A 26,865-nucleotide genomic window follows, 5' to 3' on the forward strand; every position below is an offset into this window, starting at 1 on the left:
AATCAATCTCCTTTTTACTTTGAAATGTTAATAATATTTGCTTCTTGTTGAGAAACTTGGCCCTGCTTTAAGATATCAATTTTTTCATCAGCTTGTAAATTCGTGAAAATGATCGGCGTAATCGTCGATGGCGCATTTTCTTTTACAAAGTCTAAATCAATTTTCAATAGAGGCTGTCCTTTTTTCACTTCATCGCCTTGGGCAACTAAAGCTTCAAAACCTTCGCCTTTTAAATTAACTGTATCAATACCAACGTGAATTAAAATTTCACGTCCAGTCGTTGATTCAATACCTAAAGCATGTTTCGTCGGGAATAAGTTTACTATTTTTCCGTCCACTGGTGCAACTACTGTGCCTGTTTTCGGAATAATCGCAAAACCGTCACCCATTAATTTTTGTGAAAATACCTGATCTGGTACTTCCGATAAAGGTACCAATTCTCCCTCAATCGGTGAAACAATATCATTACCATTATCGCTTCCTACTTCAGATGTTGCAACAGGTTTTTCAATTGTTTTTGTCTCTTCTTTTGTGACAACCGGTGTTTTGCCATTCATAATGTCTTGAATTTGACCTTTTAACGTGTCAGATTTCGGACCGAAAATAGCTTGAATATTGTTGCCAACTTCAAGAACACCAGCTGCTCCAAGTTTTTTCAAACGGTTTTTATCAACGTTACCCACATCATCTACTGAAACACGTAAACGCGTAATACAAGCATCTAAATGTGTAATGTTTTCTTTACCGCCAAGTGCAGCCAAAATATTTGTCGGAAGCTCTGCTGCTTCTACTTTTACATCTTCTTCTCCTTCTTCTTTATCTTCACGACCCGGTGTTTTTAAGTTAAATTTACGGATTGCAAAGCGGAAACCGAAGTAGTAGATAACTGCTAGAACTAAACCTACTGGAATAACTAGCCACCATGCTGTGCGGTTTTGCATAACTCCAAATAGAACGTAATCGATAACCCCACCTGAGAATGTCATACCGATTTTAACATTTAATAATTGCATAACCATAAACGACAAACCAGCAAATACTGCGTGAATCGCAAATAATACTGGTGCTACGAATAAGAACGAGAACTCAAGCGGCTCTGTAATACCCGTTAAGAAAGATGTTAAAGCAGCTGAACCCATGATACCAGCTACATATTTTTTGTTTTCAGGACGCGCTTCGTGATAAATCGCAAGAGCGGCTGCTGGCAATCCGAACATCATGAACGGGAATTTACCAACTTGGAATGTTCCTGCTGTTAAAGGCACGCCATCTGCTAATTGAGCAAAGAAAATCTTTTGGTCACCATGAATATGTTGACCTGCTTTATTGACATAATCACCAAACTCAAACCAGAACGGAGAGTAGAAGATGTGATGAAGTCCAAATGGAATTAATGAACGTTCAATTAATCCAAATACAAACGCTGATAAAGTTGGGTTTGCATCAATCATGTTGGTAGAGAAAGCATTTAATCCGCTTTGAATTGGCGGCCAAATGAAAATCATAATAACACCTAAAAGAATTGAAAATACCCCAGTAATAATTGGTACAAATCGTTTTCCTGCAAAGAACCCTAAGTAAGATGGTAATTCAATATTGAAATAACGATTATACATGGATGAAGCTAAAATACCTACTATGATACCCCCGAATACACCCGTAGCTAACGTAGGAATTCCTAAGATGCTAGTGTAAGCTGGATTAGCACCCATTTTGTCAGGATCTAGTTGTCCTGTAGCAACTAAGATTGTGCTCATCGTTTTGTTCATAATTAAGTAACCTACGATTGCAGCAATACCTGCTACACCGTCACCACCGGCTAAACCAACGGCAACACCAACGGCAAACAATAGCGATAAGTTGTCAAATACGATTTGACCCGCCTGCGACAAAACATTTGAAACTAATTGAACCCAGTCTGCACCAAGTGCCGGTACTGCATCCAACAATGTAGGGTTTTGAAGCGCTGTCCCTACTCCAAGTAAAATCCCTGCTGCCGGTAAAATCGCAACCGGTAGCATAAGCGCTTTTCCGACTTTTTGTAATACTCCAAAAAGTTTTTTAAACATGGCGCTTACCTCCTTTTATATATTTAGTGTGCAACAAGCTATTTATTTGATACGTGAATCATTAACGCGCTTTCATAAAACGCTTTCTTTAACTAGAAAACTCATTACATTTCCCGGTGTTATGAGGCGAAGTCTTCAATGATTGCGCTTTCTTATAACAAAAAAAGGCATGAGGAAAAAGAAACGACAAATGGATATACTCATCCAATTACACATCGCTTCATTTCTCACTCATGCCTGATCGTATCAGTAACACGTATTGAAATGATTTTATAAATCCGTTTTTGTTATAAGTCGCTGCAGATGCATCGTTAAGTAAACTGCTTCTGCTTCATACACAGGTAAATGTAACGCTTGCTGCATTACTTTTATCACTTTCCAAGACACATTGTAACACAGAGGATATTCTTCTTTCAATAGCAAAGCAATTTTTTTTGGCTCTTCTATTTTTTCCCCTGTTTTTACTCGATCAATGGCAAAATGCAAATGACGAATCAATCTCATATAGTGTACAGATTCTTTGTCTACCTGCAGATGAAGCGATTCTTCAATCACATTAATGATCGTTTGAATAAGCTGCGAGTCTTGATTCACTTCTAACAGGTTTTTTTCAGTCAGCGCACTATGGATATGAAGCGCGATAAAACCAATCTCTCCTACCGGAAGCTGCACGCCTATTTTACGACTAATGATCTCTACCACTTCAGATGCGATCGTATATTCCTCTGGATATAAGGCTTTTGTTTCAAGTAAAAATGGATTTTTAAGACCCATCCCCTGCTGAAAACGTTTTATCGCAAAGGCGATATGATCTGTCAATGAAATGTGTATATGCTCATTCAAAGGGATATTAACGCGTTTTTGAATATGCGTTACAATATCATTCATCATTTCAATTACATCTTCATCCACCTGAGCTAAAAGCTGCTTGTACTGTTCTTGCTCTTCTTCACTCTTTAGCAAAAACATTTTTTCCACGGCTTTTGCATCGATTTCATCGCCTTTTTTCTTGTTGAACCCTATTCCTTTCCCAATTAGCACAACTTCATCATAGGTAAGGTGTTTAGCAATTAATACATTATTATTAAGTACCTTTTCTACAAAAAAGGACTCTTTCACGAATCCTTCACTCCCCTGTTTCGGCTTTCTATTATTTGCTTTCCTATCTTACAAATAATACGCATAACCGTCAATTCATTTTTCTTTGTTTCAAATATTATTGAACTAAACTATTTGAGTTACGTATTATCTTAGTAGTTCTTCGCTGGAAACGCAACGTCTTTTTTACTCGTCCCATAACAATTTTTCATAATAAAATGTTGAAGCATAACGCTCAGAATGAATATACCCGCTTGTAAAAGCGTAAAAAGAACAAGTGAAGTGGTAATAGATACCAGTAAAATCCCATAGTGAATTAGTAAAATATCTACTATACGCAGCCCCGCTATAATGATCCCAGCTCCAATAAAAAATTCTTTGACTACACTCCAAACGAGGAGAATCGTAACAATACAAACATAAATCATCGTTGCATTTACGGAATCATGAGTAGCCGACGCAAACCATCCCGTATAAAACCAATTATTATGAAAGTATGCTAGCAGCAGAAACATAATAGTAGAAGTAATGGCGAGCATTCCCAGAAAAAATGTAGCGTAATGCACAAATGTCATATACCGTTCTGTTAGCCATACATACCAAATCTTTGAAATACTAAAGCCTATAGTCATTAAAACGCCTGTATAAATTGTTTTCCACCAGTGATGTGTATAGATATCCCAGTGTAAAAATAATTCTTCAATCCCCATAAACATAGCCGAAATGATTAAAATATAGCGAAATTTTAATTGATAAGCAGCTACCACCATAGCCATGATTGGAAAAGCAAACGTTTGAGAAGTTAAGGACCCAAACAAATTATCAAAATATTCATTGGTCATAAAATCAGGATCGTACTCGTAACTTTCAAACAACACAAATACAACATACTCTAGTACATAAGCCATTCCAATGATAAAAAAAAGCAAAACGACTAGCTTTTTATCTTTTTTACGTATGAATACTGTAAGCAAAACGGCTGCGCTGATAATAATCAATGCAAAAAAAGCAGTATAATGAGGCATAGACGTCTCCCTTTTACGACCTAATTATTACTTAGAGTAAGACGTTTTAGCTAAATTATACATAGCTAGCTGCTATTCAAAAGAGATTGAGACATACTACATCAATCCAATCTAAAGGCGAACAAATCGGATACATGAGATAGTATGGATCGCTTGCTGCACTGCAGGTGATTTCCCTGCAAGGCTTCGCTTTCCCTACAGGAGCCTTCGCCCTGCTCTCCACTCAACAGTTAGAAGCCTACATACAGGAAACCTACGTTGTAATGTAACCCTAACCATGAAAAAATCCGAACGATTCATCGTTCGGATCTTCTTTCAACTACCATACTTTTGTTTCAGCCTCTTTTAACTCACAAAAACTGGAACGTCCTCTATTATCCTTCAATCATTTTTGAAAGGTTAGCCATTTCGATAGCTGATGCTGCAGCTTCCCATCCTTTGTTTCCTGCTTTTGTTCCTGCACGTTCAATTGCTTGCTCAATTGTTTCAGTTGTTAATACACCAAAGATAATTGGTACGCCTGTTTGTAAGCTTTGAGATGCAACGCCTTTTGCTACTTCATTACATACAAAATCAAAGTGGGGAGTAGCTCCTCGAATAACCGTTCCTAGCGTAATAACCGCGTCATATTTTTTAGATTCAGCTAATTTTTTAGCGATTAATGGAATTTCATAAGCGCCCGGTACCCAAGCCACGTCTACATCTTCATCAGCTACGCCGTGACGTTTAAGCGCATCTTCTGCTCCACTAAGTAAACGCCCTGTAATAAATTCATTAAAACGCCCTACCACGATTCCGATTTTTAATCCTGTGCCAACTAAATTTCCTTCATATAAATGATTCATCTCTTGTTCCTCCTGCTAGTAGTAATATATAGTTATTTACATTTCTTTTCATGAATTAGCTTCATTTGTTAAAACGAAAAAAAGTGTAAACTTATAAATGTAATAAATGACCTAGTTTTTTAGCTTTGGTATCTAAGTATTTTTTATTGGCATCCACTGCCGGCATTTGAAGAGGCACTCTCTCTACCACTTCAAGGTCGTAGCCTTTTAGCCCAGTAATTTTGCGAGGATTGTTCGTTAAAAGCTTCATTTGTTTGACTCCAAGGTCCTTTAAGATTTGAGCACCGATTCCATACTCTCGTAAATCCGCAGCAAACCCGAGTTTTTCATTCGCTTCTACGGTATCGTATCCTTCTTCCTGCAGCTTATATGCTCTTAGCTTATTTAATAAGCCAATACCTCTGCCCTCTTGACGCATATACAGCAGAATGCCGCGTCCTTCTTCTTCAATTTGCGTAAGAGCTGCGTGAAGCTGAGGACCGCAGTCACAGCGCTCAGAGCCAAACACATCTCCAGTCAAGCACTCGGAGTGAACCCGCACGAGAACGGGGCTATTATGATCAATATCACCCTTGATAAGAGCCACATGTTCTTTATTATCAAGTTTATTTGTATATCCTACAGCCTTAAAATCACCAAATGCCGTAGGTAAGCTTACTTCTACTTCACGGCTAATCAGCTGGTCATGTTTACGGCGGTAGGCAATCAAATCTTTTATTGTAATCATTTTTAAATCAAATTGCTCTGCAATCTTTGTTAAATCCGGTACGCGTGCCATTGTTCCATCTTCATTCATGATTTCACAAATAACACCCGCAGGCTTTCCTCCTGCTAACACGGCTAAATCAACAGCGGCCTCTGTATGACCCGCACGCTGCAGAACGCCCCCGTCTTTTGCAATCAACGGAAAAATGTGTCCTGGTCGTTGGAAATCACTTGCTACCGTTGCTTCACTTACAAGAGCCATAACGGTAGCAGAACGTTCGTACGCACTGATACCTGTTGTACTTGAAATATGATCAATACTTACTGTAAATGCTGTTCCATGTACATCCGTATTGTTCACTACCATCGGGTGAAGATTCAATTTATGCGCAATTTCTTCATTAACAGGTGTACAAATTAATCCTCTTCCATGAGTAGCCATAAAGTTAATAACCTCAGGCGTCGTTTTTTCGGCTAATGCAATAAAATCTCCTTCATTTTCTCGATCTTCATCGTCGCATACAATAACCACTTTTCCCTTTTTTAACTCTTCAATGGCTTCTTCTACTTTATGAAACATCGCTTTCACCTCACTGTTAATTTGTAAAACCATGCTGCTGCAACAAATCCTTCATATTACCTGAACGATTCGAGGCGCCAGGAGTTGACTTGTTCGTCATCATTTGATGCATATATTTAGCTAACATGTCGCATTCAATATTCACCTTGTCTCCTCGCTGTTTGTCTCCTACGACTGTGTGAAGCACCGTATGAGGAATAAGAGAAATAGTAAATGATTGGTTGCTGACATCAAAAATAGTAAGACTTGTTCCGTCTACAGAAACAGATCCTTTTAACATCATAAATTCACGAAGTTCAGGGTCGACTTGAATTTCATAATAAAAGGCATTTCCTTTACGTGCTTTGCTTACAATGGTTCCAATTCCATCAACGTGTCCGCTGACGAAATGCCCTCCAAACCGGCCATTTGCAGCCATCGCCCGTTCTAAGTTAACACGTGATCCAACGGTTAGAAGCTGCAGGGTACTTGCTTTAATCGTCTCCGGCATGACGTCGACCGTAAATTCATTTTGAGAGTATGCCGTTACGGTTAAACAAACTCCGTTAACTGAAATACTGTCCCCTAAGTTCACATCTCCTAACACGGTCTTCGCATCAATCGTAAGAACAATTGCTTCTGTAGCCTTTTGAATACGTTTTATTTTTCCAATTTCTTCAATAATACCTGTGAACATTTTCTTCACCTGCTTTGGCGCTATTCCAACCTCTTATGCCGTTTTGAAATAGCAGCTGCTTTTTTTTCATATTTATCTTTCCCCCAACCACTGAAAATAAAAAAGCCCCTTGAACAAATGTCCAAGGGGTCGGCTGAGCTGAATCAGTTTTATCTATGCAAAATTCCGCTAATTGTATACGAAATAAACAGTTATATTTTGTGTACAAAAACAAGGGTAGCTTTAAAAAAGGCAAACCTGTCCCTTATTAATACAACACAAAAAAACAACTGTGCTTCCTGATCCTTCTCCCATCCAGACTTTTACTGTCGGCTCTAGATTTTAACTAGATCCACCGCTAACATACATCGTATGAAAACGGGTCACGGGCTTAAAAGCATATGCTTTATCACCGCCGGTTGGGACTTACACCCGACCCCGAAGGATAATATATTCGACTGCTAGAGTCTTATTTGTTTTACATTATAGCAAAGTAAAATCGACTTGTCACATCATTTAACTTCGTTTTCTCACATCTGTTCTTTAAAATCTATCTTTTAGCTTATTTTTTCTTTTTTAATACATAGCATCCATACAAAAGCTAGTCCAATATAGCCAAATATCGGATACAAAAACTCAAGAAGCTGAGCATATCCAAATTGCCCGATAATAAAGCATGCCAAGATAATAAACGCAAAAGCTTGTTTGTCATTCAGGGGAAGAAATGATTGAAGCTGTTTAGCGATTCCAAATACATTTCCAATCAATGTAGTAAAAATCTCGCCTAACACAACTACCGTAAATAAAACATTCACCCACACTGAGATATTTTTAACAACGGCACTCATAGGAATATCAAGTTGAAATGAATAAGGCAAATTGGAAAGGGCAAGATGAGTAGAAACAAGCATAAACGTAAGTACACATCCTCCTATTACGGCCCCTTTTTTGATCACGCTCTTATCTTTCACGGAGCTTCCTAATGGAACTAAAACGGCCTGAGCCAAAGCTAGATTTAGGGAAATATATAAAAAGGGACTAACCGCCCACTTCCACTGTGTGACGAGCGTTAAGTCTGGCTTCGTTTGAATCAGTGAGAAATAGCTGACATTTGGCACAAAGATGATAAAAGCAAATGAAAGCATCATCGGCACAACAAGAGAATTAACCATTAAAATACCGTTAATTCCTCTTGCGATAAATATATAAGTTAAAACAATTGTACAAATCATCCCAACAGGAGGCCACAGCCCGAACTGTTCTTTTCCTATTGCCCCCGTACTCGCTAGCATGACTGAAGTTACTCCAAATAAAATGACGATCATTACACCGTTTACCGCTTTTCCAAGTACATCACCAAATAAATATGTATTAAGCTGTTGATAAGAAGAAGCCCCAATTGCGTGCGAAAGCAGCATCATTTTCGAACCTAGCCAAATAAAAAACAAGCCGCTGACCAAAATTCCAACCATTCCAAGTTCGCCGTACTGTGTAAAAAATTGAACAATTTCCTTGCCTGTTGCAAAACCGGCTCCTACAACGGTGCCTACATACGTAGCAGCAACCTGCAGCGTGAGTTTCCACCTTTTCATGCCCATCACCCTTCTACCCTTCATAGTTCACTATATGTAGAAACGGTTAAAAAAAGACGAGCCTTTTATATGTAAATCCTCGCCTCACCCGGTGCTGTTCCTTTTTCGTTTTTTTATTTCCTTCTTGTTTTTTTCATGAAAACCCTTTATCCCTTAACATAACGGCAGTTTTCAAACAAAATATACGGATATTTTCCCTTTAACTTTTAAATTTTCCTCAATATTTGCTGGAAATTCACAATTTACTGTTGTATAATTTCTAAAAATCAGATAAATTATTAAATAAGTATTCTTTCTATTTAAAAAAATATGTTTCAATTATATACAATTGATTCTTATCATGAGAGGTGGAGGGACTGGCCCTTTGAAACCTCAGCAACCAGTCGTTAGAGACATGGTGCTAAATCCAGCAAGCAATTAATTTATTGCTTGGAAGATAAGAAGGCGAAAAAAGTCTTCTTCTTAAGAAGACTTTTTCTATTTTATCGGCATATTGCATAAAACGAATCACTCGTGAAATAGAAGCGGAACAATTTAAGGAGGTTTTGACATGGGGTTACTTGAAGATTTAAAGTCTAAAATTTTAATTGGGGATGGTGCCACTGGTACCCTCCTTTACTCACACGGTATTGACAGCTGTTTTGAAGAACTAAACATGACCAAACCAGAAGAGGTTTCTCGTATTCACAGAGCTTATGTAGAAGCTGGTGCAAACGTTATTCAAACAAATACGTACGCTGCTAATTATCAAAAACTTGCACGTTATGGATTAGAAGATTCAGTCAAAGACATCAATGTTGCTGGTGTAAAATTAGCGAAACAAGCTGCAAAAGATCAGGCTTACGTGGTTGGTACACTCGGCGGAATTCGTTCTTTCCAAAAAAATGCTATTAGCTTAGAAGAGGTTAAGCGAAGCATTCGTGAACAAATGTTTTGGCTTTTAAATGAAGGCGTGGATGGCCTTTTATTTGAAACATACTATGATTTCGAAGAATTAAAGACCGTTCTTACACTAGCAAGAAAAGAAACGGATAAGCCTATTATTACCCACGTTTCCCTGCATGATATTGGCGTACTGCAAGATGGGCGTTCTTTAGCAGATGCATTAAAAGAATTAGAAGACTTGGGAGCAGATGTTGTCGGGCTAAACTGCCGTTTAGGTCCTTATCATATGATTCAGTCTCTTGAAGAAGTACCGCTTCCTGATCGTGCTTTCTTATCTGCTTACCCTAATGCCAGCCTTCCGGCGTATGTGGAAGGCAAGCTGGAATATGAAACGAATGAAGACTACTTTGTAGAAAGCGCGCGTTTATTCCGCGAACAAGGGGTTCGCTTAATTGGAGGATGCTGCGGTACAACACCAGCTCACGTACGCGCCATGTCGTCTGCCTTAAAAGACCTGCCTCCGATTACAAGCAAAGTCGTTAAAATGAGACCAGCCGTTACGGTTCAAGAGCGTGAGCAGCAGGATAAACCTCATATGCACGAAATTGTGAAGAAGCGCCGCTCGGTTATCGTTGAGCTGGATCCGCCTAAACAGCTTGGTCCGACGAAATTTTTAGAAGGCGCAAAAGCACTTGATAAAGTCGGCGTAGATGCTATTACATTAGCTGATAATTCTCTTGCCTCACCTCGCATCAGCAACTTGGCAATGGCAACACTGATGCAACAAGAAACAAAAGCACGACCGCTTATTCATATTACCTGTCGCGACCGAAATTTAATTGGACTTCAATCTCATTTAATGGGCCTTCATACGCTAGGAATGAATCAAGTGCTTGCAATTACCGGTGATCCGTCAAAAGTTGGCGATTTCCCTGGCGCCACTTCGGTCTATGATTTATCTTCATTTGACTTGATTAGTTTAATCGCTCAGTTTAATGAAGGACTATCTTATTCCGGCAAACCGCTTGGTCAAAAAACCAATTTTTCCATTGCAGCTGCCTTTAACCCAAACGTGCGTCACTTAGACCGAGCCGTTCAGCGCTTGGAAAAGAAAATCGACTGCGGGGCTCACTATTTCATTACTCAGCCTCTCTATTCAACTAAGCAAATTGAAGAGGTATATGAAGCAACCAAACATTTAACAACACCGGTATACATCGGGATCATGCCGTTAACAAGCGCAAGAAATGCTCGATTTATTCACCATGAAGTACCTGGAATTAAATTATCAGAAGATATTCTAGAACGTATGGACGCAACGGGAAATGACCGGATTCGCGGTGAAGTCGAAGGCCTTGCGATTGCAAAAAACTTAATTGATACAGCATATGAGCTATTTGACGGTATTTACTTAATTACGCCGTTTATGCGCTATGAAATGACCGAAATTCTAACACGCTATATTCATGACAAGCAACTCGTTACATCAGAAAGGAAGATATAAATGAGCTCACTTATCGAACAACAACTAAAGAAGCGAATACTCGTCATCGATGGAGCAATGGGAACGATGATTCAAGATGCTGATTTAACCGCTGAAGATTTTGGCGGCGAAGAATATGAAGGCTGCAACGAATATTTGACCCGAACAGCGCCTCATGTGATTCAGCGCATTCATGAAGAGTACTTTGCAGCGGGTGCTGACATCATTGAAACGAATACGTTTGGCTCAACATCTACCGTACTTGATGAATACGATTTAGGCCACTTGGCGTATGAATTGAATATCGAAGCTGTGAAGCTTGCTTGTGCAGCCCGCGATAAATATTCAACTCCCGAATGGCCTAGGTTCGTAGCTGGAGCTATCGGTCCTACCACTAAAACTCTCTCTGTTACGGGAGGTATTACATTCCCTGAGTTAGTAGAATCGTACGAAGAGCAAGCTCGGGGTTTGTTAGACGGCGGCGTTGACTTACTTCTAGTCGAAACCTGTCAAGACATGCTGAACGTAAAAGCTGCGTTTTTAGGCATTACAGCGGCGTTTGAAAAACTGAAAATAGAAGTTCCAATTATGATTTCAGGAACGATTGAGCCAATGGGAACAACTCTCGCTGGTCAAGATATCGAATCTTTTTACTTATCACTGGAACACATGAAGCCTCTTTCAGTCGGACTTAACTGCGCGACAGGTCCTGAATTTATGACGGATCATATTCGCTCTCTTTCAGACCTAGCCACTTCAGCTGTTAGCTGTTATCCAAACGCTGGACTTCCGGATGAAGAAGGCAATTATCATGAATCCCCTGAGCTGCTGGCTCAAAAAATTAAAGGATTTGCTGATAAAGGCTGGCTGAACTTTGTAGGCGGATGCTGTGGTACAACGCCTGCTCATATTAAAGCACTTGCTGAAGCGGTAAAAGAGGTTGCTCCTCGTTCGCTTGATCGCTCCGAGCATAATCATGCTGTAACCGGTATTGAACCGCTTGTATATGACGATTCTATGCGCCCTCTTTTTGTGGGAGAACGTACGAATGTAATCGGTTCTCGCAAGTTCAAGCGTCTGATTGCGGAAGGGAAAATTGAAGAAGCATCTGAAATTGCGCGTGCTCAAGTTAAAAATGGTGCTCACGTTATTGATATTTGCTTAGCAGATCCAGACCGTGAAGAAATGGAAGACATGGAGGAATTTATTCAAGAAGTTGTAAAAAAAGTGAAGGTTCCTCTTGTAATCGATTCAACTGACGAGAAAGTTATTGAAAAAGCTTTAACGTACTCGCAAGGTAAGGTCATTATCAACTCCATTAACTTAGAAGATGGTGAAGAGCGTTTTGATGCAATCTTGCCGCTAGTAAAAAAATTCGGTGCAGCTCTGGTTGTCGGTACAATCGATGAAACAGGCATGGCGGTTACTGCAGAAAGAAAAGTAGAGATTGCTAAACGCTCACATGATTTGCTTGTTGAAAAACATGGCTTTAATCCAAAAGATATTATTTTTGACCCTCTTGTGTTTCCTGTAGGGACTGGTGATGAACAATATATTGGTTCTGCTGAAGAAACAGTTAAGGGAATTAAAATGATTAAAGAAGCCCTGCCTGATTGCCTGACCATTCTTGGCGTAAGTAACGTGTCATTCGGTCTTCCTCCAGTCGGACGTGAAGTACTAAATGCGGTTTACCTTTATCACTGTACGCAGGCTGGACTCGATTATGCCATTGTTAATACAGAAAAATTAGAGCGCTATGCTTCTATTCCAGAAGCTGAAATTGAGCTTGCTAATGCGTTATTATTTAACACAACTGATGAAACGCTAAGCACGTTTACGGACTTTTATCGTGATAAAAAGAAAGAAGCAAAAGTAGAAATTTCTACGTTAACACTTGAAGAACGATTGGCAATGTATATTGTCGAAGGTACAAAAGAAGGATTGCTTCCTGATTTAGAACAGGCTTTAGCTCAATATGATGATCCGTTAGATATTATTAACGGACCGCTTATGAAGGGGATGGCGGAAGTCGGACGTTTGTTTAATGACAACCAGCTGATTGTAGCAGAAGTACTTCAAAGTGCGGAAGTTATGAAAGCATCCGTTGCCTTTTTAGAACCTCATATGGAAGCAACTGAAAATGATTCTGGAAAAGGAAAAGTGATTCTTGCAACGGTTAAAGGCGACGTGCACGATATCGGTAAAAACTTAGTAGACATCATTTTAAGCAACAATGGTTTTAAAGTCATTGATTTAGGAATTAAAGTAACGCCGCAGCAGCTGATTGAAGCAGTAAAAGACGAAAAGCCAGACATCATTGGTCTGTCAGGTCTTTTAGTAAAATCAGCTCAGCAAATGGTTTTAACTGCACAAGATTTAACGCAATCAAGCATTGATGTTCCAATTATGGTAGGAGGCGCTGCCCTTTCCCGTAAATTTACTGACTTTAAAATTGCCCCGGAATATGAAGGTGCCGTCCTCTACGCCAAAGATGCGATGGACGGATTAGCGTTAGCAAATAAGCTGCAGAACAAAGAAGAAGTTATTCAGCTTTTAGCAGATTTAAAAACGCGTCAAGAAAAGAAAGTAACGGTTCGAGAACGCCAGCCTCAAACCGCTCAAGCAGCTACGGCTGTTTTAGAAAGATCCGCCATTTCAACGGATGTTCCTGTTTTTGTACCGGCTGATTTAAAGCGCCACGTTGTCAAACACTACGATTTGGCACAGGTTCTTCCGTATATTAACTGGCAGATGCTTTTAGGCCATCACTTAGGACTAAAAGGAAAAGTGAATAAGCTGCTTGCTGAAAAAGACGAGCGTGCTGTTCAATTAAAAGAAACCGTTGATGACCTTCTCGAACTGGCACTAAAAGAAAACTTAATTAAACCAGCGGTTATTTATCAGTTCTTCCCTGCTCAAGCAGACGGAAATGATTTAATTATTTATGATCCTGCTGATGAAAAAACAGAAATTGAACGCTTTACCTTCCCTCGACAAGCAAAAGGACAGTTCCTGTGCTTATCTGATTTTGCAAAGCCTAAAGAAAAAGAGATGGACTATGTATGTTTCTTCTCTGTAACAGCAGGAACAGGCATTCGCGAACGCGCGGCGAAATTCAAAGAAAACGGCGAGTTTTTAAAGAGTCACGTGTTCCAAGCTCTTGCGCTTGAACTAGCTGAAGGATTAGCAGAACGTGTTCATCAGCAAATTCGTGACCGCTGGGGATTCCCCGATTCGCCTGACTTTACAATGGCGGAGCGTTTTTCAGCCAAATACCAAGGTCAGCGTTTTTCATTCGGATATCCCGCATGTCCAGACCTTGAAGACCAAGCAAAACTGTTTAAATTAATTAAACCTGAAGACATCGGCATTCAGTTAACAGATGGTTTCATGATGGAACCAGAAGCTTCTGTTACAGCCCTTGTTTTTGCACATCCTGAAGCGAAATATTTTAACGTATTGTAAAACATGGCTGCGGTCTTTTAGACCGCGGCTGTTTTTTTACAGTGAACAAACCTAAAAAAAGGCTGCGACAAATGTATTTTTAGCTGAAGAAAGATCCGAACGGTGAATCCAGATTCTTGACTGAGAATCAACTCCATTCGGATTTTTTCATTGTGATCGTGAACTGGATTTCATGTAGCTGTTTCTAGCTGTTTGAAGGGCAAAGCGAACACTCCTGCGGAAAAAATTGATGCAGTTATGTCTTGATCCCTTTGAATTCATCGCCGGTTTGAGCTTTTTTTATGAGTTTCTTGGAAAACACTGATAGAATAAGGAATGTAATAAATTTGTAACGCTCTTATCACAGCAAATTTTTTAGGGAAAGGAATTTTCAAGAGATGATTAAATTATTTGTAAGCGACTTAGATGGCACTCTTTTACACGAAGAAAAATACGTAGAACAGCATAATGCAGACGCACTTAGTGAACTTCAGCGCCAAGGAGTAGAGGTTTGTCTTGCTTCTGGACGAATGGATACGGAAATTTTAAAGATTTCTACTGATATTAATAATACATTTCATCGCATTAGCCAAAATGGAGGATTTGTGTGGACCAAAGAAAATCAAGAACTTCATGGAAAAGTGTTTGAAGATGATTTAGCGGTTCAACTTTATAAAAAAACGATAGATCCTAACCGTATTACGCTTGTCTGTTCAAACGACACGAATTATGTAGAACAGCGAAATGAAATTATTGAAGCGATTGAAACTCACATGTTTTTCCCTATCGAAGAACAAATTGAAATGACGGATTCATTTGGTCACGCTCTTTCTCCATCTAAAATCACGGTTCTTGGAGATCATGATGAAATGGTAGCTCTGCAAAAAGAAGTGAACGAAGAGTTTGGTGATTATATTGATACATATATTTCTGCCAAGCAGTGTTTGGATATTATGCCTAAACATATCAGCAAAGGAAATGCCATTGAAATTTTATTAAATCATCTTCAGCTAAAACCAGAGGAAATTGCATGTGTGGGGGATTCATTTAACGATATTCCCATGTTTCAATTAACGCCGAACAGTTTCGCTATGGCTACAGCTCCTGAAGCTGTTCAGCGCCACGCCTCTGCTGTTGTGTCATCTGTTAGTGAAGCAGCGCGTATTGTTTTAGAAAAAAATAAGCAAACCATCTAAAAAAAGCGGTCAACGTTTAAATTGACCGCTTTTATCTATTTAATAAGAAAACGGTAGTTATTTTTTCCGTAAAGAACGAAAAAATTCACCTAAGCTTTTTTGCTTCCCATCTGCATGCTCTCCGTGATTAACCAAGCTGCTGATTCTTTCTCGTCGAACAACAACCATAATAAGAGTGGCAAAAAAGATAATGGAAACGGCAATGACAACCAGTGCAAGAACGGATGCTACAATAGCTTCAGAAGTCGTTAGTGACGCTAGCATCTGCCTCGTACACCTCCATTTCGTTTGTGGCGAAAAGGAGCCTAGCAATTAGAAATGCAAATAATCTTTTTTCTCAGCTTGATGCATGTTATTATACACCATTTTCATTTTAGAAGCTGTAGCTTTTAAAGACGTAGACGAATCCACATCTTCGGCTAACATAATGTTTACTAAGTCAACCACAGAACGAGACAACAACTCTACATTATTTTGCAACTCTAATTCGTCATAAGTCGTACGGTCTTGAAGACGAAGTCGAATAATTTCATTTGCTAGCTCCCTAACACGCACTAATTGTTGATGTTCTCCCATAGTATCTCCGCCGCAAGAAACTTATAATCAGCCCTTTTATTGGCTTTTATAAGAGCTAGAAATCCCTGCAGCTTACCCCTCCTTATAAAGATGCCTAGCACACCTTTATGTAAATCGCACTTTCACCTTGTTTACATGTATATTCGCTATAGCTGGTTCTTTTTCCTTTTGAAATTAGCAACCATCGTCAACGACCTTCTTGGTTTATCGTTCAGATTTCAAATTTTTAAGGATGTGATATACGAAAATTAAAACGCCAATAGCCGTAAGTGTTGCTCCTACTGCCACTACGGGTGTAAAAGCTTGGTTTTCTAGTACGATCATGAGAAATAAACCAATCATCATGACCGGTAATCCTATATTATGCAACCATACATGCAGTTTAGCTAATTTACTTTCGCTAAACGCAGGAAACAAATAATAAATAAGTCCCGCTAACGTAAGCGACGTCCATCCTAATAAATTAATGTGCACGTGAACAGGCGTCAAAGCGTAGCTGTGAACAATTGACATATAATACCCCAATATGATGCCAATTCCAAAATAAACGGCTGATATTTTAATTAATTTAATTCCCATCGTTTTCTCCCCCTTATATCCCCTCCGACTTCTGTACTACTTTACGCAGGAAACGCCATTTTAGAAGCGGCTGATTAACCAAAGGACACGAAATACGGAGTATGATATCTAAAAAGAGGATTCTTTACCGCAAACACAAAAAACAGCTGAGCAAAAGTACTCAGCTGTCTATTTTAAGCAATATAATGCAGCACAAAATTCAAGAGAAACAATAGCGCGCTTACATACATAAACATCGATACTTCACGCATTTTACCAAGGAATAATTTAAGCAGTGGATACGCAATGAACCCAAATGCAATTCCATCAGCAATGCTGTACGTAAGAGGAATAAGCGCAATAATTAAAAATGCAGGGAAACCTTCTGTTAAGTCCTGTAAATTGATGTTTTTGATATTTTGAATCATTAGTGCTCCAATCACAATGAGAATAGGTGCAATAGCACTATCTGGAACCAGCTTGATAAATGGAATAAACAGAAGTGAACTTAAAAATAAAACTCCTGTAATCAGCGATGTTAAACCCGTTCGCCCTCCAGCTGCAATACCAGATGCTCCTTCTACAGAAGACACCGTTGGACTTGTTCCAAACACCCCGCTTAGCAAAGCTGAGGCGGCTGTTGCTTGAAAGGCCCGCGGAAATTTGCTATCTTGATTCATCATACCTAGCTGACCATGAAGCAAACCAATATTTTCAAAAATCAATACCATTGTTAATGAAAAGACAGCTGCCCAAAACGCAACGTCTCCAATGGCTCCAAAAGACAATGTGCCAAAGCTGCTAAAGAAGTCGTTCACGCTCGCAGCGGACTGTCCATTTTCTGCACTGCTTCTTACACCAAGTAAGAAGGCAAGGACGGATCCAGCAATCATGCTTAACAAAAAGTTACCTTTCACATTTCGGATAAACAGTACGATTGTGATAATTAACGTCAACAGCGTACTGATAACAAACGGATCTGACAAGTCTCCAAGTGCTACAAAAGTGTTTTCGCTTGGAACTACAAGCTTCCCTTTTTGCAAACCGATAAATGTTAAAAATAAGCCAACACCGACTGTTATCGCTTCTTTTAACGAATGCGGAATCGAAGAAACAATTTTGGCAGACAGTCGTGAAAAAGCTAATGCTATAAAAAGAAAGCCGGATATCACTACTGCTAATAACCCTTCTTGCCAAGATAACCCCATTGATTGAACCATCGTATACGTAAACAATGCGTTAATCCCCATACCTGGCACCAGAATGAGAGGCGCATTTGCCCAAAAAGCCATAATAACACAGCCTACAAAAGCCGAAGCCACTGTTGCGAATATTCCTGCTTCAAGCGGAATACCAGCATCAGACAAAATGGTTGAATTAACAGCAATAATATACACGATGGAAAGAAATGAAATGACCCCAGCTAAGCTTTCTTTTCCGACAGTTGTTTGGTGGTCGTTTAAACGAAACAACTTTTCAAATAATGCGTTCAATCTAATTTCCTTCTTTTCATCTATCCCTCGCCCACCCAGTGACCAAAAATGCCACCGAAGTTATTATAGCAAAATCAACAATTGTTGCAAGGAAAACTTGTCTCCTTTAGCTTAAGCGTTCATTCCTTATTTAAAACTGTTATCATTTTCTAAACGTAGCGTCTTGCATTCATTCTATATTATACCTTGAATTGGACATAATAAAAGAGCGCTTTATCAGCGCTCACTGTTTTAATAATAATAATATGGTGGGTACGGCGGATAATATGGTGCTGGATAACCGTAATAACCTGGACCTCCTAATGCACTTCCAAGAACTAATCCTCCAAGAAATGGAGCTCCAAAGCCCCAACCCCAAGGGCGACCAAAGCCATAACCGAACCCCGGGCGGCCGAAGCCAAAACCAGGACGACCGAAACCAAAACCTGGGCGACCGAAACCGAATCCTGGACGGCCAAAGCCTCCAAAACCACCGAATGGTCTTCTTATGTCATTAATATCAAATTCTTGCATGATACATGCCTCCTCAAATTATATTTCATTCTCTTTATTACATATGTTATTCACCTACTTCTTGCATAGGCAATCGCCTCTTTTTTTGTGATTTCTTAAAAAATATTCTTTTTCTATCACCTCGTTAGGATCAAACAAGCGTACAGACATATTTTTTAAGGCTTTGAAACATACTACATGTAAAATAAGAGAGATGAAACGAGGAATGTCCTTTTAGCATTTTCAGCAGCTGCTGCAATGAGAAATAAACATAATATGAACGCATAAAAAGAACGCTCAACAAAGATGTTGACCGTTCTTCTTATGAAAATACATAGCGATTTTTTATTAATTTATCTGACCCTTTGCTTGACCGTATATGCCCTAAAGCTATATAATCCCCTTTTTATACAATGCGCTTTGAACATAAAATCATAGGAGCGTCTCCCCAAACGCTGCTATGTATGTATATCTGTAATCGCTTACAAACCTTTAATAAAAAACCGATATGATTTTCTATCTATTTACATTAAACAATATTTTAGGCTAAATTTCAACACATTTTTTGTTTTTCTTTGTACTCAGCAAAAAAACAGGTGATATAGCACAATGATTTTCCTTTTTTCCTGTCCCTTTTACTTATATCCATAATCGTTTATAGTTTATAACGAAAGGAAGTGACATAATGTCTGATCAACTAGAAGAATACTTAGAACGAGGAATGTACGGAGCAAAGGAAACAAAAAGAGACGAAAGAAGATATTTCTTAACTGCTCTACGTGAGAATATTGAAATTGCGCTAAAAAAAGGGCAAGTCATGAAAAAGGATGCAGCAAAAATAAAGCCTCTTTTAAAAAAAGTGAAAGACGGTCATTTGTTTTTAAATGGCTCTTTGTCTTATTCATACCTCTCCCCTTATATTCAAGCGGCTAACCAACATAAAGTGCCTTTTACCATCGTTCAGAACTTAGAAGCTGATACTGATATTGGTCTAGTTTTAACGGGTTCTGAAGGCAGTTTGGAACGAGATATCTTTTTAGACTAAAAAAAGAGGTTGACACATAACGAAATGAATCCAATCAACTGCTAGAAGGAACGAGACAGATAAAACTATATTCACCATCAAAAAAAAACGAACCATTGATCAACATGTGATCAATGGTTCGTTTTTCACTTCGTCTAAAATACTTTTGTTGCAGCCTCTTTTTTATTTAGCAAACACGTGATGATCAATTGTTTTAATTACAGCACGTGAACGAATCCAGTTATCGGTAGCTGTTTTTGGATTATAAAAGTAAATGGAATCATCTAAACGATCTTTTCTAGTCAATGCTTGCTCTACTGCTTTTTTCGAATCTTCTGAAGCAGGTTTGTTAATTGATCCGTTTTGAACCGGTGAAAAAGCGTATGCTTTTCCGACAACTTGTTTAATAACTCCTGTTACCGTATCTGGAAACTTCGGAGAATTTACACGGTTTAACACCACTGTTGCTACCCCTACTTTTCCTTCATACGATTCGCCTTTTGCTTCGGCTTCTACTAAGCGAGCTAATAAATCTTTTTCACTTGCCGAAATCGAAACTGCAGGTGTTTCCTGGTCTGCAGGTTTGGCTTCTGGTTTTGGTTCTGGCTTAGCCGTATTAGCAGGTGCTGCCGTTGAAGGTTCCGTTGTTTCAGCAGCCAGCACTTTTGTCTTACTCGGAATAGCTAATGTTTCACCAATATAAATCATATCTCCTTGACGATTGTTTAATTTTTTAATATCGTCAATTGTTACACTGTATCTTTTACCTAACTTCCAAAGACTATCGCCTTTGACTACTTTATAATTAGTTGCAGCCGTAGCTGTTGCATTAAAACCTATAAATGAAAGAGTAGCTAAACAAGCTACTACCATTGATTTCATATAACTATGTTTCATAGGTAATACCTCCTGAAATTTCGTATGGTATTACTCTATCATAGCTATATGGGGGTTTCACCGAACGATTCAATTACATTTCTTTAAGTTTGATGAACAAAATTACGTTCGGAACACAAATATGACATTGTACCTTATTTTTTGTCATAATCACGGTAATTTTTCTAAAATACAGGTATATTTTCCCGACTTATTTCAGTTTAATCAGAAATTTCTTCATTCGTTTTTCCCTTATAATTCTTATGATAAACATTTAAATTCATCTACTTTTACACAAAAGAGCTGAATGTTGTAATCAACATTCAGCTCTTTTTAATCTTCGATCTCAATTTCTACAACATCATAGAAATCAATCACTAGCTTAGCACCCGTATCATCCATAAACGTAAAAACGTCTTGATCATCTGCTAAATGTATCACGTATCCGGTCAACTGCTGTTCACTGTTGTCGTAAACAGTAGTAATTAGAATTTTTTTATGATCTACATATGCTTCTTCTAATAACGAATGGAGGTCATAGTCCCCGTCATCTTCGGGCCGGTTCGTTAACAGCATCCCATAAGTCGTCATTCCATTTTTATCTTTCCATATATGATCTGCAAAATAAAAAGGTGCTGTACTTTTTCGAAACTCATCCATAATATCCCTCCTATAACTAAACACGTTTATTCGCTCTTACTATACGTTACTAAATAAACGCACAAGCACTTGTAACAGTATATTCTCCACTGTACAGGCTCATACATCCATTATATAAGGCATAATCAAATAATGCCATCATTTCGTTTAACTCCTAGGAATTTCTAGATACGTATAGGTAAAATCGCCTCCGCGTCCGGCGATTCCACGAAAATGTTTGAAATCAGGGCGATTTACTAAAAAAGGGCGAAAAGCAAGAAAGTCTTCTTTTTTAACTTTAATTTCGGTTACTTTTCCTTCACTTAACTCATTTAACATATTGATTACTGTTTGTTCATCCATTCAGTTCCACCTCGTTTTTAGCTGTTGAGCCAATTTTGCAGAGACGCAAATTGAGCTTCAGCTTCTTTATATCCTTGGTTATAAAGAGCGTCGAGACGCTCACGATTCTTCTCAATTCGCCCTACTACAAGAGGGGATTGCGGACGAATCACAAAGATATTCCCCTGTCTTTCCTGCTCTTCAATATATGACAATGTTTCATTATACAATTTATAGCGGTTCTCAAGCGCACGAGTCAGCCCATCATAATGACGATATTTGCGCTTCAATAACCAAAGCATATTTGATTTCTTTTTTCGATATCCTTCGTTTCGCGTTAGCACAACAATATTTTTTCTATATCCATCCTGCACTGCTTTTTTGATTGGAATCGGATCACTGATTCCTCCATCTAACAGCTCTTTTCCTTTATATGTAACGACAGGTGCTAAAAATGGAAGGGAACTAGAAGCGCGAACCGCTGTCAAAATATCCCGATCATACTCATCAAAATAAACGGGTTCTCCCGTCACGCAGTCCGTTGCTCCTACTACAAGCTTCTCTGTACGCTCAGCAAATGCCTCAAAGTCAAATGGAAGAAGCTGATTAGGAATTTCATCAAAAACGAAATCCATTCCAAATATCTCTTTTGTTTTAAAATAATTTTTCCACGACAAGTAGCGAGGATCCTCTAAAAAATCTAAATTAGCTTTGCGACTTCTTCCTATTTGTCTAGATAAATAAGAAGTGGCATGACAAGCGCCGGCTGAAACGCCAATTACATACGGAAGGTAAAGATTTCTTTCCATAAAGTAATCTAAAACTCCGGTTGTATAAAGGCCTCTCATACCGCCTCCTTCGAGCACGAGTCCAGTATCTTTCAATTTCTACACCTTCTAATTCTTATAATTTATGACAAGATTATACCTCGTTTATTATAACGAAAGATGAACAAAGATGGAACTGTGTTGCTTCTCTCTTTCGTTAAAGCTACCAATTCCTTCTATTCCTCAGCACATTTTACTTGTTTTTTCAATTTTATTTTATATTTTTTCAAAAAACCCTTTACTAATTCCCAGTTTTAAGGCAAAATTGTAAAAAAAGAAAACGCTAACTAGTTTTACTATTTTCAAAATTAAAATTATTTAAAAAATTAATAATGAACTAATTTAAAACAAAGGAGCGATGAATGATGAAAATAGCAGAGGTAGGAAACTTGATAGAATTTAAAAATGGCTTACAGGGCATTGTCGAAAAAGTAAATGAAAACTCCGTGATTGTTGATTTGACTTACATGGCAAACTACCGGGATTTAGACTTAGAACAGCGAACTGTTGTCAACCACAAAAACTACACGATTATTAATCCTGCTATGTAAAGGGAAAAAGCAACCGGAACGCAAAAACGGTTGCTTTTTTAGTGGTTTTGAAAGAACTGATTCTTTTGTTCTTCTGTAATAATTCCCAGCTTATACATGAGATAAATATACTGTTGAACCTTAACATCCTTCGAACTTTTTTTCACTGTACTCCCTCTTTTCTAAAATGTTTCTTCATACAATAATATATGGCTAAGATAAAAAAAGTTTCCTTAAAGAAACAAAACCAGGCCCCATTTTTTCTTGAAAGGGTCTTATTTTCGTGTGACAATAAGAACAAGCTACTACTACCTACTTACTGAAAGGAATTACTAGCATGTTTGATACTGTATTGTTTATCGTTGCACTTATTGTCATTCTTTTTTTCATCGTGCAGTTCGTTTTTAAACGCAAGCAAACTTCAAATAAAAAAACATCCGTTGAACCCATGAATTATGCCGAAGAAGATTCTAACTCCTACACAAGCTGGAGTGAATCTGCTTCTAATCACGATCACGATGGTGATGGTGATGGGAACGCGGATGCTGACGGAAGATAGAAAAAAGCCTCTTCTTATGAAGAGGCTTTTTTTATTTTGATAACACGCGCTTGCCGTTGGTAAACGAATAATAGCATTCACCTGTATAGATGTCTTGGCTTTCATGTACATGAACACCACATTTATCTTCAAGTGCAGCTTTCATCATGGATTTGGCTACGTTATACGCTTTAATTGGACGATATTTTCTCCACTTTCCTACAAGGCAAAATGAACACGACTTTAACGTGTATCCCCCAAGCTTTTCAAATAGGCGAAACTCTTGGCGCTTGCCTAATAATAACGATGGGCGGAAAAAGTGAGTAGAACGGATATACAAGCTTGCGATATCTTCTTCTACTTGCCCCTTTACTTTACTGTAAAAGAATGGCGAACGAAGATCAGCACCAATTGCTGTAATCGTTAAAAAGTTTTTGCAGCGATATTTTTCTGCACATTTAGCCGCTTTTAAAGGAAATTCGTAGTCAACTTTAATGAATTTCGCTTTTGTTTTTGCTTTTTTCATTGTCGTGCCTAAACAGCAATATACATCATCAACTGCAAAGCATTCTTCGTGCTTATCAAGCTCTGAAAAATCAATTTCAAGCTGACGTAGCTTTGTGTGTTCGATTGGTAGCTTTTTTCGAACAAACACTGTCACATGGTTATATAAGCTATTGCTTAATAACATTTTTAAAAGTTCTTGACCAACAAGTCCGCTTGCACCTAATACTAATGCTGATCTCTGTGACATTCTTTCACCTTCTCATCTGTTGTTTTTGCAATGGAAAACAGGTTGCATACACAACCTGTTTGTTCGAATTAACGATTATCAATTGTTTCTGGGTATAAATCATGATTCATCAGGCGATAATTAGCCATTTCTTCATACTTCGTACCAGGACGGCCATAGTTTGTATATGGATCAATTGAAATCCCGCCGCGTGGTGTGAATTTCCCCCATACTTCAATATATCTTGGATTCATCAGTTTAATTAAGTCATTCATAATAATATTCATACAGTCTTCATGGAAATCTCCATGGTTACGGAAGCTGAACAAATAAAGCTTTAACGACTTGCTTTCCACCATTTTTTCATCTGGAATGTAACTAATATAAATGGTTGCGAAATCCGGCTGACCCGTTTTTGGACATAAGCTCGTAAATTCCGGGCAGTTAAATTTCACAAAATAATCACGATTTGGATGTTTGTTATCAAATGCTTCTAGAATCTCTGGTGAATATTCAAACAAATAGTTTGTTCCTTGATTTCCAAGGAGTGATACACCTTCTAATTCTTCATCTTTTCGACCGCTCATTTGCATTTCCTCTCTTTCTACGATTGTCATTCTAACAGCGTTTTTTTATTTTGTATATATCTGTTTTTATTTTTCTTTGTAAATTTTTTGCTATGCGCTTACACGCCTCGTTTATTTCCCCAAACAAGGGCGTGAACCTGCGGCAGAACTCTTACATCGTTCATGTTTTTAGCTGCCACTGCCTTGTCGATTAACCACTCATACTTTTTAAGCAATTCTTGTGTTAACGACGCATTATCGATTGTCGTTAAGTCCTCGTTGCCTACTTGAACAAAAAATGGAACCTCAGGATAACGTTCATGAACAGACGCTGCATACTCAAAGTCCTCATCATTAAATACAACGACTTTTATGCTTATGTGCGCCATGCGTTTTTCCTTTATTAATGTCTCTATAATATCGTCTAATACGGAGAAATTTGTTGTCATTAATGAACTTGGAGGCTTAGGAGAAATCGTTAAATCATCGATCTTTAGGAACCAATCCTGATAACGGCTTCCCTGTGTTTCAAGAGCTGCTTTTACCCCATGACTGTGCAAAAGCTCTACAAGTGAACCAATCGCCTTGATAAGCGCAGGGTTTCCTCCAGAAATGGTGACGTGATCAAAGCACTCTCCTCCAATTTCTTTAAGCTCCGTCCAAATTTGTTCTGCTGTTAGCTGACGAATATCGTTTTTAGCTGATCCATCCCATGTAAAAGCTGAATCACACCAGCTGCAGGAATAATCACAGCCTGCGGTACGAACAAACATCGTCTTACGTCCTACAACCATTCCTTCCCCTTGAATCGTTGGACCGAATATTTCAAGTACTGGAATTGTATTAGCCACGTTTTTTCACCTTCTTTGGGCGGTAAACTACGTAACTTGTCGGCGTTTCCCGCACGAATACTTGTACGCAAGAAGGCTTATTTGGTAGTGTGTCTAGATATTCTTGAACCAACTCATAAATTTTACGAGCAACAACTTCAGTTGTAGGAAAATCATTTGGATTTTCTTCGTTAAAGATAGAATGATCGTTCAATAATGTATGATCAAATTGACCAGAAACAATTTTTTTCAATAGCGCAAAGTTTACTAAAAAGCCCGCTTCGTCTAATGTATCTCCGGCAACAGTTAAATTTACAAAATACGTATGTCCATGGACTTGACGGCATTTTCCTGCTTCTGTATGAGGAACAAAATGTGCCGCAGCAAACTGCATATCTTTGTTCAATTCATATTCATAGTCATGAAAGACTTGAGGATACATTTGTTGCAGCATTATTTTTCTCCTCCTTCTTTTGTTTGCAAGTATTGATCTAACCCGCGTTTTCGCAGTTGACATGCGGGACATTCTCCGCACCCATCAGCAACAATACCGTTGTAGCACGTTAATGTTTTTTCACGCACATATTCAAGCGCTCCTAGCTCATCCGCTAACGCCCACGTTTCTGCTTTATCAATCCACATAAGCGGCGTATGAATCACAAACTCGAAGTCCATTGATAAATTAAGCGTGACGTTTAACGATTTCACAAATACGTCTCGACAGTCTGGATATCCCGAAAAATCAGTTTCACAAACGCCTGTTACGATATGACGGCCTCCGCTGTTTTTAGCCAGTACGGCAGCAAATGATAAAAATAACAGATTGCGGCCATCCACAAACGTTGTAGGCAACTCTCCTTCTTTTTGCTCAATTTCAATATCATCTCGCGTTAAGGCATTTGGTGCTAATTGATTTAAAAGTGACATATCTAGGACGGTATGCTTCACACCTAAATCAGCTGCGATAGCTTTTGCTACCTCTATCTCTTGACTATGACGCTGACCGTATTGAAAAGTAACCGTTTCTACTTCTTTAAAGTTTTTCAAAGCCCAAAATAGACATGTTGTACTATCTTGACCTCCGCTAAATACAACAATAGCTTTTTCATTTTTCATCATTATTGTTCGTCTCCTTTTTGATTGAAATCAAAAGAAGAAGAAACTTTATTGAACCGTTCGTTCCCTTTGTGACTAATTTTATAACACAAAAAAGAGACTGCTCTTTTCCAGCAATCTCCCTAAAAAGCAACTAAGATACACGTCC

27 protein-coding genes and 2 riboswitches are annotated in these 26,865 nt (G+C 38.5%); of the genes, 6 read left to right on the top strand and 21 right to left on the bottom strand.

The window, feature by feature from the left end:
- Window positions 1-14: 14 nt before the first annotated feature.
- The 7 genes from ptsG to SCI76_RS07635 form a co-directional block, all read right to left on the bottom strand.
- Window positions 15-2,069, bottom strand: coding sequence for a glucose-specific PTS transporter subunit IIBC (gene ptsG, locus SCI76_RS07605; protein WP_028414132.1), 2,055 nt, complete (start codon window positions 2,067-2,069; stop codon window positions 15-17).
- A 270-nt stretch (window positions 2,070-2,339) separates the two neighbouring features.
- Window positions 2,340-3,188, bottom strand: coding sequence for a glucose PTS transporter transcription antiterminator GlcT (gene glcT, locus SCI76_RS07610; protein ID WP_013056009.1), 849 nt, complete (start codon window positions 3,186-3,188; stop codon window positions 2,340-2,342).
- Between the two features lie 131 nt (window positions 3,189-3,319).
- Entirely contained in the window at window positions 3,320-4,192 is an 873-nt protein-coding gene (locus SCI76_RS07615; RefSeq protein WP_168760468.1) for a hypothetical protein, read from the bottom strand.
- A gap of 374 nt (window positions 4,193-4,566) precedes the next feature.
- A complete protein-coding gene (gene ribE / locus SCI76_RS07620; protein ID WP_013056007.1) occupies window positions 4,567-5,037 on the bottom strand; it encodes a 6,7-dimethyl-8-ribityllumazine synthase in 471 nt (156 codons plus the stop codon).
- A gap of 91 nt (window positions 5,038-5,128) precedes the next feature.
- A complete protein-coding gene (locus SCI76_RS07625; protein ID WP_168760467.1) occupies window positions 5,129-6,322 on the bottom strand; it encodes a bifunctional 3,4-dihydroxy-2-butanone-4-phosphate synthase/GTP cyclohydrolase II in 1,194 nt (397 codons plus the stop codon).
- 16 nt (window positions 6,323-6,338) lie between these two features.
- Window positions 6,339-6,998, bottom strand: a complete 660-nt coding sequence (ribE, locus tag SCI76_RS07630; protein WP_063247560.1) for a riboflavin synthase — start codon at window positions 6,996-6,998, stop codon at window positions 6,339-6,341.
- A 278-nt stretch (window positions 6,999-7,276) separates the two neighbouring features.
- Window positions 7,277-7,427: riboswitch (FMN riboswitch) on the bottom strand.
- 107 nt (window positions 7,428-7,534) lie between these two features.
- Complete coding sequence (locus tag SCI76_RS07635; RefSeq protein WP_231099212.1) at window positions 7,535-8,569, bottom strand: amino acid/polyamine transporter II; 1,035 nt, start codon at window positions 8,567-8,569, stop codon at window positions 7,535-7,537.
- A gap of 332 nt (window positions 8,570-8,901) precedes the next feature.
- Window positions 8,902-9,012: riboswitch (SAM riboswitch) on the top strand.
- Between the two features lie 107 nt (window positions 9,013-9,119).
- On the opposite strand from SCI76_RS07635, the gene SCI76_RS07640 reads away from it, so the two are divergent.
- From SCI76_RS07640 to SCI76_RS07650, 3 genes are all read left to right on the top strand, one after another.
- Window positions 9,120-10,958: a bifunctional homocysteine S-methyltransferase/methylenetetrahydrofolate reductase gene (locus tag SCI76_RS07640; protein ID WP_063247562.1), complete on the top strand. Its 1,839-nt coding sequence runs from the start codon at window positions 9,120-9,122 to the stop codon at window positions 10,956-10,958.
- Complete coding sequence (metH, locus tag SCI76_RS07645) at window positions 10,959-14,402, top strand: methionine synthase (RefSeq protein ID WP_034268190.1); 3,444 nt, start codon at window positions 10,959-10,961, stop codon at window positions 14,400-14,402.
- A 377-nt stretch (window positions 14,403-14,779) separates the two neighbouring features.
- Window positions 14,780-15,577, top strand: a complete 798-nt coding sequence (locus SCI76_RS07650; RefSeq protein WP_028414140.1) for a Cof-type HAD-IIB family hydrolase — start codon at window positions 14,780-14,782, stop codon at window positions 15,575-15,577.
- Window positions 15,578-15,634: 57 nt separating this feature from the next.
- On the opposite strand, the gene SCI76_RS07655 is transcribed toward SCI76_RS07650, so the two are convergent.
- From SCI76_RS07655 to SCI76_RS07675, 5 genes are all read right to left on the bottom strand, one after another.
- Window positions 15,635-15,841 (bottom strand): hypothetical protein, encoded by a 207-nt coding sequence (locus SCI76_RS07655; RefSeq protein WP_168760465.1) that lies wholly within the window; start codon window positions 15,839-15,841, stop codon window positions 15,635-15,637.
- Between the two features lie 48 nt (window positions 15,842-15,889).
- Window positions 15,890-16,153, bottom strand: coding sequence for a hypothetical protein (locus SCI76_RS07660; RefSeq protein WP_013055998.1), 264 nt, complete (start codon window positions 16,151-16,153; stop codon window positions 15,890-15,892).
- Window positions 16,154-16,357: 204 nt separating this feature from the next.
- A complete protein-coding gene (locus tag SCI76_RS07665; RefSeq protein ID WP_028414141.1) occupies window positions 16,358-16,732 on the bottom strand; it encodes a hypothetical protein in 375 nt (124 codons plus the stop codon).
- Window positions 16,733-16,905: 173 nt separating this feature from the next.
- Window positions 16,906-18,204 carry an NCS2 family permease gene (locus SCI76_RS07670; RefSeq protein WP_168760464.1) on the bottom strand — a complete coding sequence of 433 codons (1,299 nt, stop codon included), beginning with the start codon at window positions 18,202-18,204 and terminating at the stop codon, window positions 16,906-16,908.
- Window positions 18,205-18,435: 231 nt separating this feature from the next.
- Window positions 18,436-18,717 (bottom strand): hypothetical protein, encoded by a 282-nt coding sequence (locus SCI76_RS07675; RefSeq protein ID WP_033578387.1) that lies wholly within the window; start codon window positions 18,715-18,717, stop codon window positions 18,436-18,438.
- 664 nt (window positions 18,718-19,381) lie between these two features.
- On the opposite strand from SCI76_RS07675, the gene SCI76_RS07680 reads away from it, so the two are divergent.
- Window positions 19,382-19,741: a YueI family protein gene (locus SCI76_RS07680; protein WP_014461047.1), complete on the top strand. Its 360-nt coding sequence runs from the start codon at window positions 19,382-19,384 to the stop codon at window positions 19,739-19,741.
- Window positions 19,742-19,903: 162 nt separating this feature from the next.
- On the opposite strand, the gene SCI76_RS07685 is transcribed toward SCI76_RS07680, so the two are convergent.
- From SCI76_RS07685 to SCI76_RS07700, 4 genes are all read right to left on the bottom strand, one after another.
- Window positions 19,904-20,617: a cell wall hydrolase gene (locus tag SCI76_RS07685; RefSeq protein ID WP_048020029.1), complete on the bottom strand. Its 714-nt coding sequence runs from the start codon at window positions 20,615-20,617 to the stop codon at window positions 19,904-19,906.
- Between the two features lie 312 nt (window positions 20,618-20,929).
- Window positions 20,930-21,256 (bottom strand): hypothetical protein, encoded by a 327-nt coding sequence (locus SCI76_RS07690; protein ID WP_014461050.1) that lies wholly within the window; start codon window positions 21,254-21,256, stop codon window positions 20,930-20,932.
- A gap of 147 nt (window positions 21,257-21,403) precedes the next feature.
- Complete coding sequence (locus tag SCI76_RS07695; RefSeq protein ID WP_033578384.1) at window positions 21,404-21,598, bottom strand: hypothetical protein; 195 nt, start codon at window positions 21,596-21,598, stop codon at window positions 21,404-21,406.
- 17 nt (window positions 21,599-21,615) lie between these two features.
- Entirely contained in the window at window positions 21,616-22,461 is an 846-nt protein-coding gene (locus SCI76_RS07700) for a patatin family protein (protein ID WP_028414145.1), read from the bottom strand.
- Window positions 22,462-22,769: 308 nt separating this feature from the next.
- Here SCI76_RS07700 and SCI76_RS07705 point away from each other — a divergent pair, with 308 nt between their 5' ends.
- Both SCI76_RS07705 and SCI76_RS07710 read left to right on the top strand, forming a co-directional pair.
- On the top strand, window positions 22,770-22,955 hold the full coding sequence (locus SCI76_RS07705; protein ID WP_048020030.1) for a DUF2187 family protein: 186 nt from the start codon (window positions 22,770-22,772) through the stop codon (window positions 22,953-22,955).
- Between the two features lie 316 nt (window positions 22,956-23,271).
- Window positions 23,272-23,493: a hypothetical protein gene (locus tag SCI76_RS07710; protein WP_047751404.1), complete on the top strand. Its 222-nt coding sequence runs from the start codon at window positions 23,272-23,274 to the stop codon at window positions 23,491-23,493.
- A 31-nt stretch (window positions 23,494-23,524) separates the two neighbouring features.
- Here SCI76_RS07710 and SCI76_RS07715 read toward each other — a convergent pair whose 3' ends face one another.
- The 5 genes from SCI76_RS07715 to queC form a co-directional block, all read right to left on the bottom strand.
- Window positions 23,525-24,226, bottom strand: coding sequence for an NAD(P)H-binding protein (locus SCI76_RS07715; RefSeq protein ID WP_028414147.1), 702 nt, complete (start codon window positions 24,224-24,226; stop codon window positions 23,525-23,527).
- A gap of 68 nt (window positions 24,227-24,294) precedes the next feature.
- Entirely contained in the window at window positions 24,295-24,792 is a 498-nt protein-coding gene (gene queF / locus SCI76_RS07720) for a preQ(1) synthase (RefSeq protein WP_013055985.1), read from the bottom strand.
- Between the two features lie 98 nt (window positions 24,793-24,890).
- Complete coding sequence (gene queE, locus SCI76_RS07725; RefSeq protein ID WP_048020031.1) at window positions 24,891-25,622, bottom strand: 7-carboxy-7-deazaguanine synthase QueE; 732 nt, start codon at window positions 25,620-25,622, stop codon at window positions 24,891-24,893.
- Window positions 25,615-26,055 carry a 6-carboxytetrahydropterin synthase QueD gene (gene queD, locus SCI76_RS07730; protein WP_013055983.1) on the bottom strand — a complete coding sequence of 147 codons (441 nt, stop codon included), beginning with the start codon at window positions 26,053-26,055 and terminating at the stop codon, window positions 25,615-25,617. Before queD ends, queE begins: the two co-directional genes overlap by 8 nt.
- Window positions 26,055-26,720, bottom strand: coding sequence for a 7-cyano-7-deazaguanine synthase QueC (gene queC / locus SCI76_RS07735; protein WP_028414148.1), 666 nt, complete (start codon window positions 26,718-26,720; stop codon window positions 26,055-26,057). Before queC ends, queD begins: the two co-directional genes overlap by 1 nt.
- Window positions 26,721-26,865: the final 145 nt, after the last annotated feature.

This window comes from Priestia sp. HNGD-A6, assembly GCF_045784335.1.
Lineage (GTDB): Bacteria > Bacillota > Bacilli > Bacillales > Bacillaceae_H > Priestia > Priestia zanthoxyli.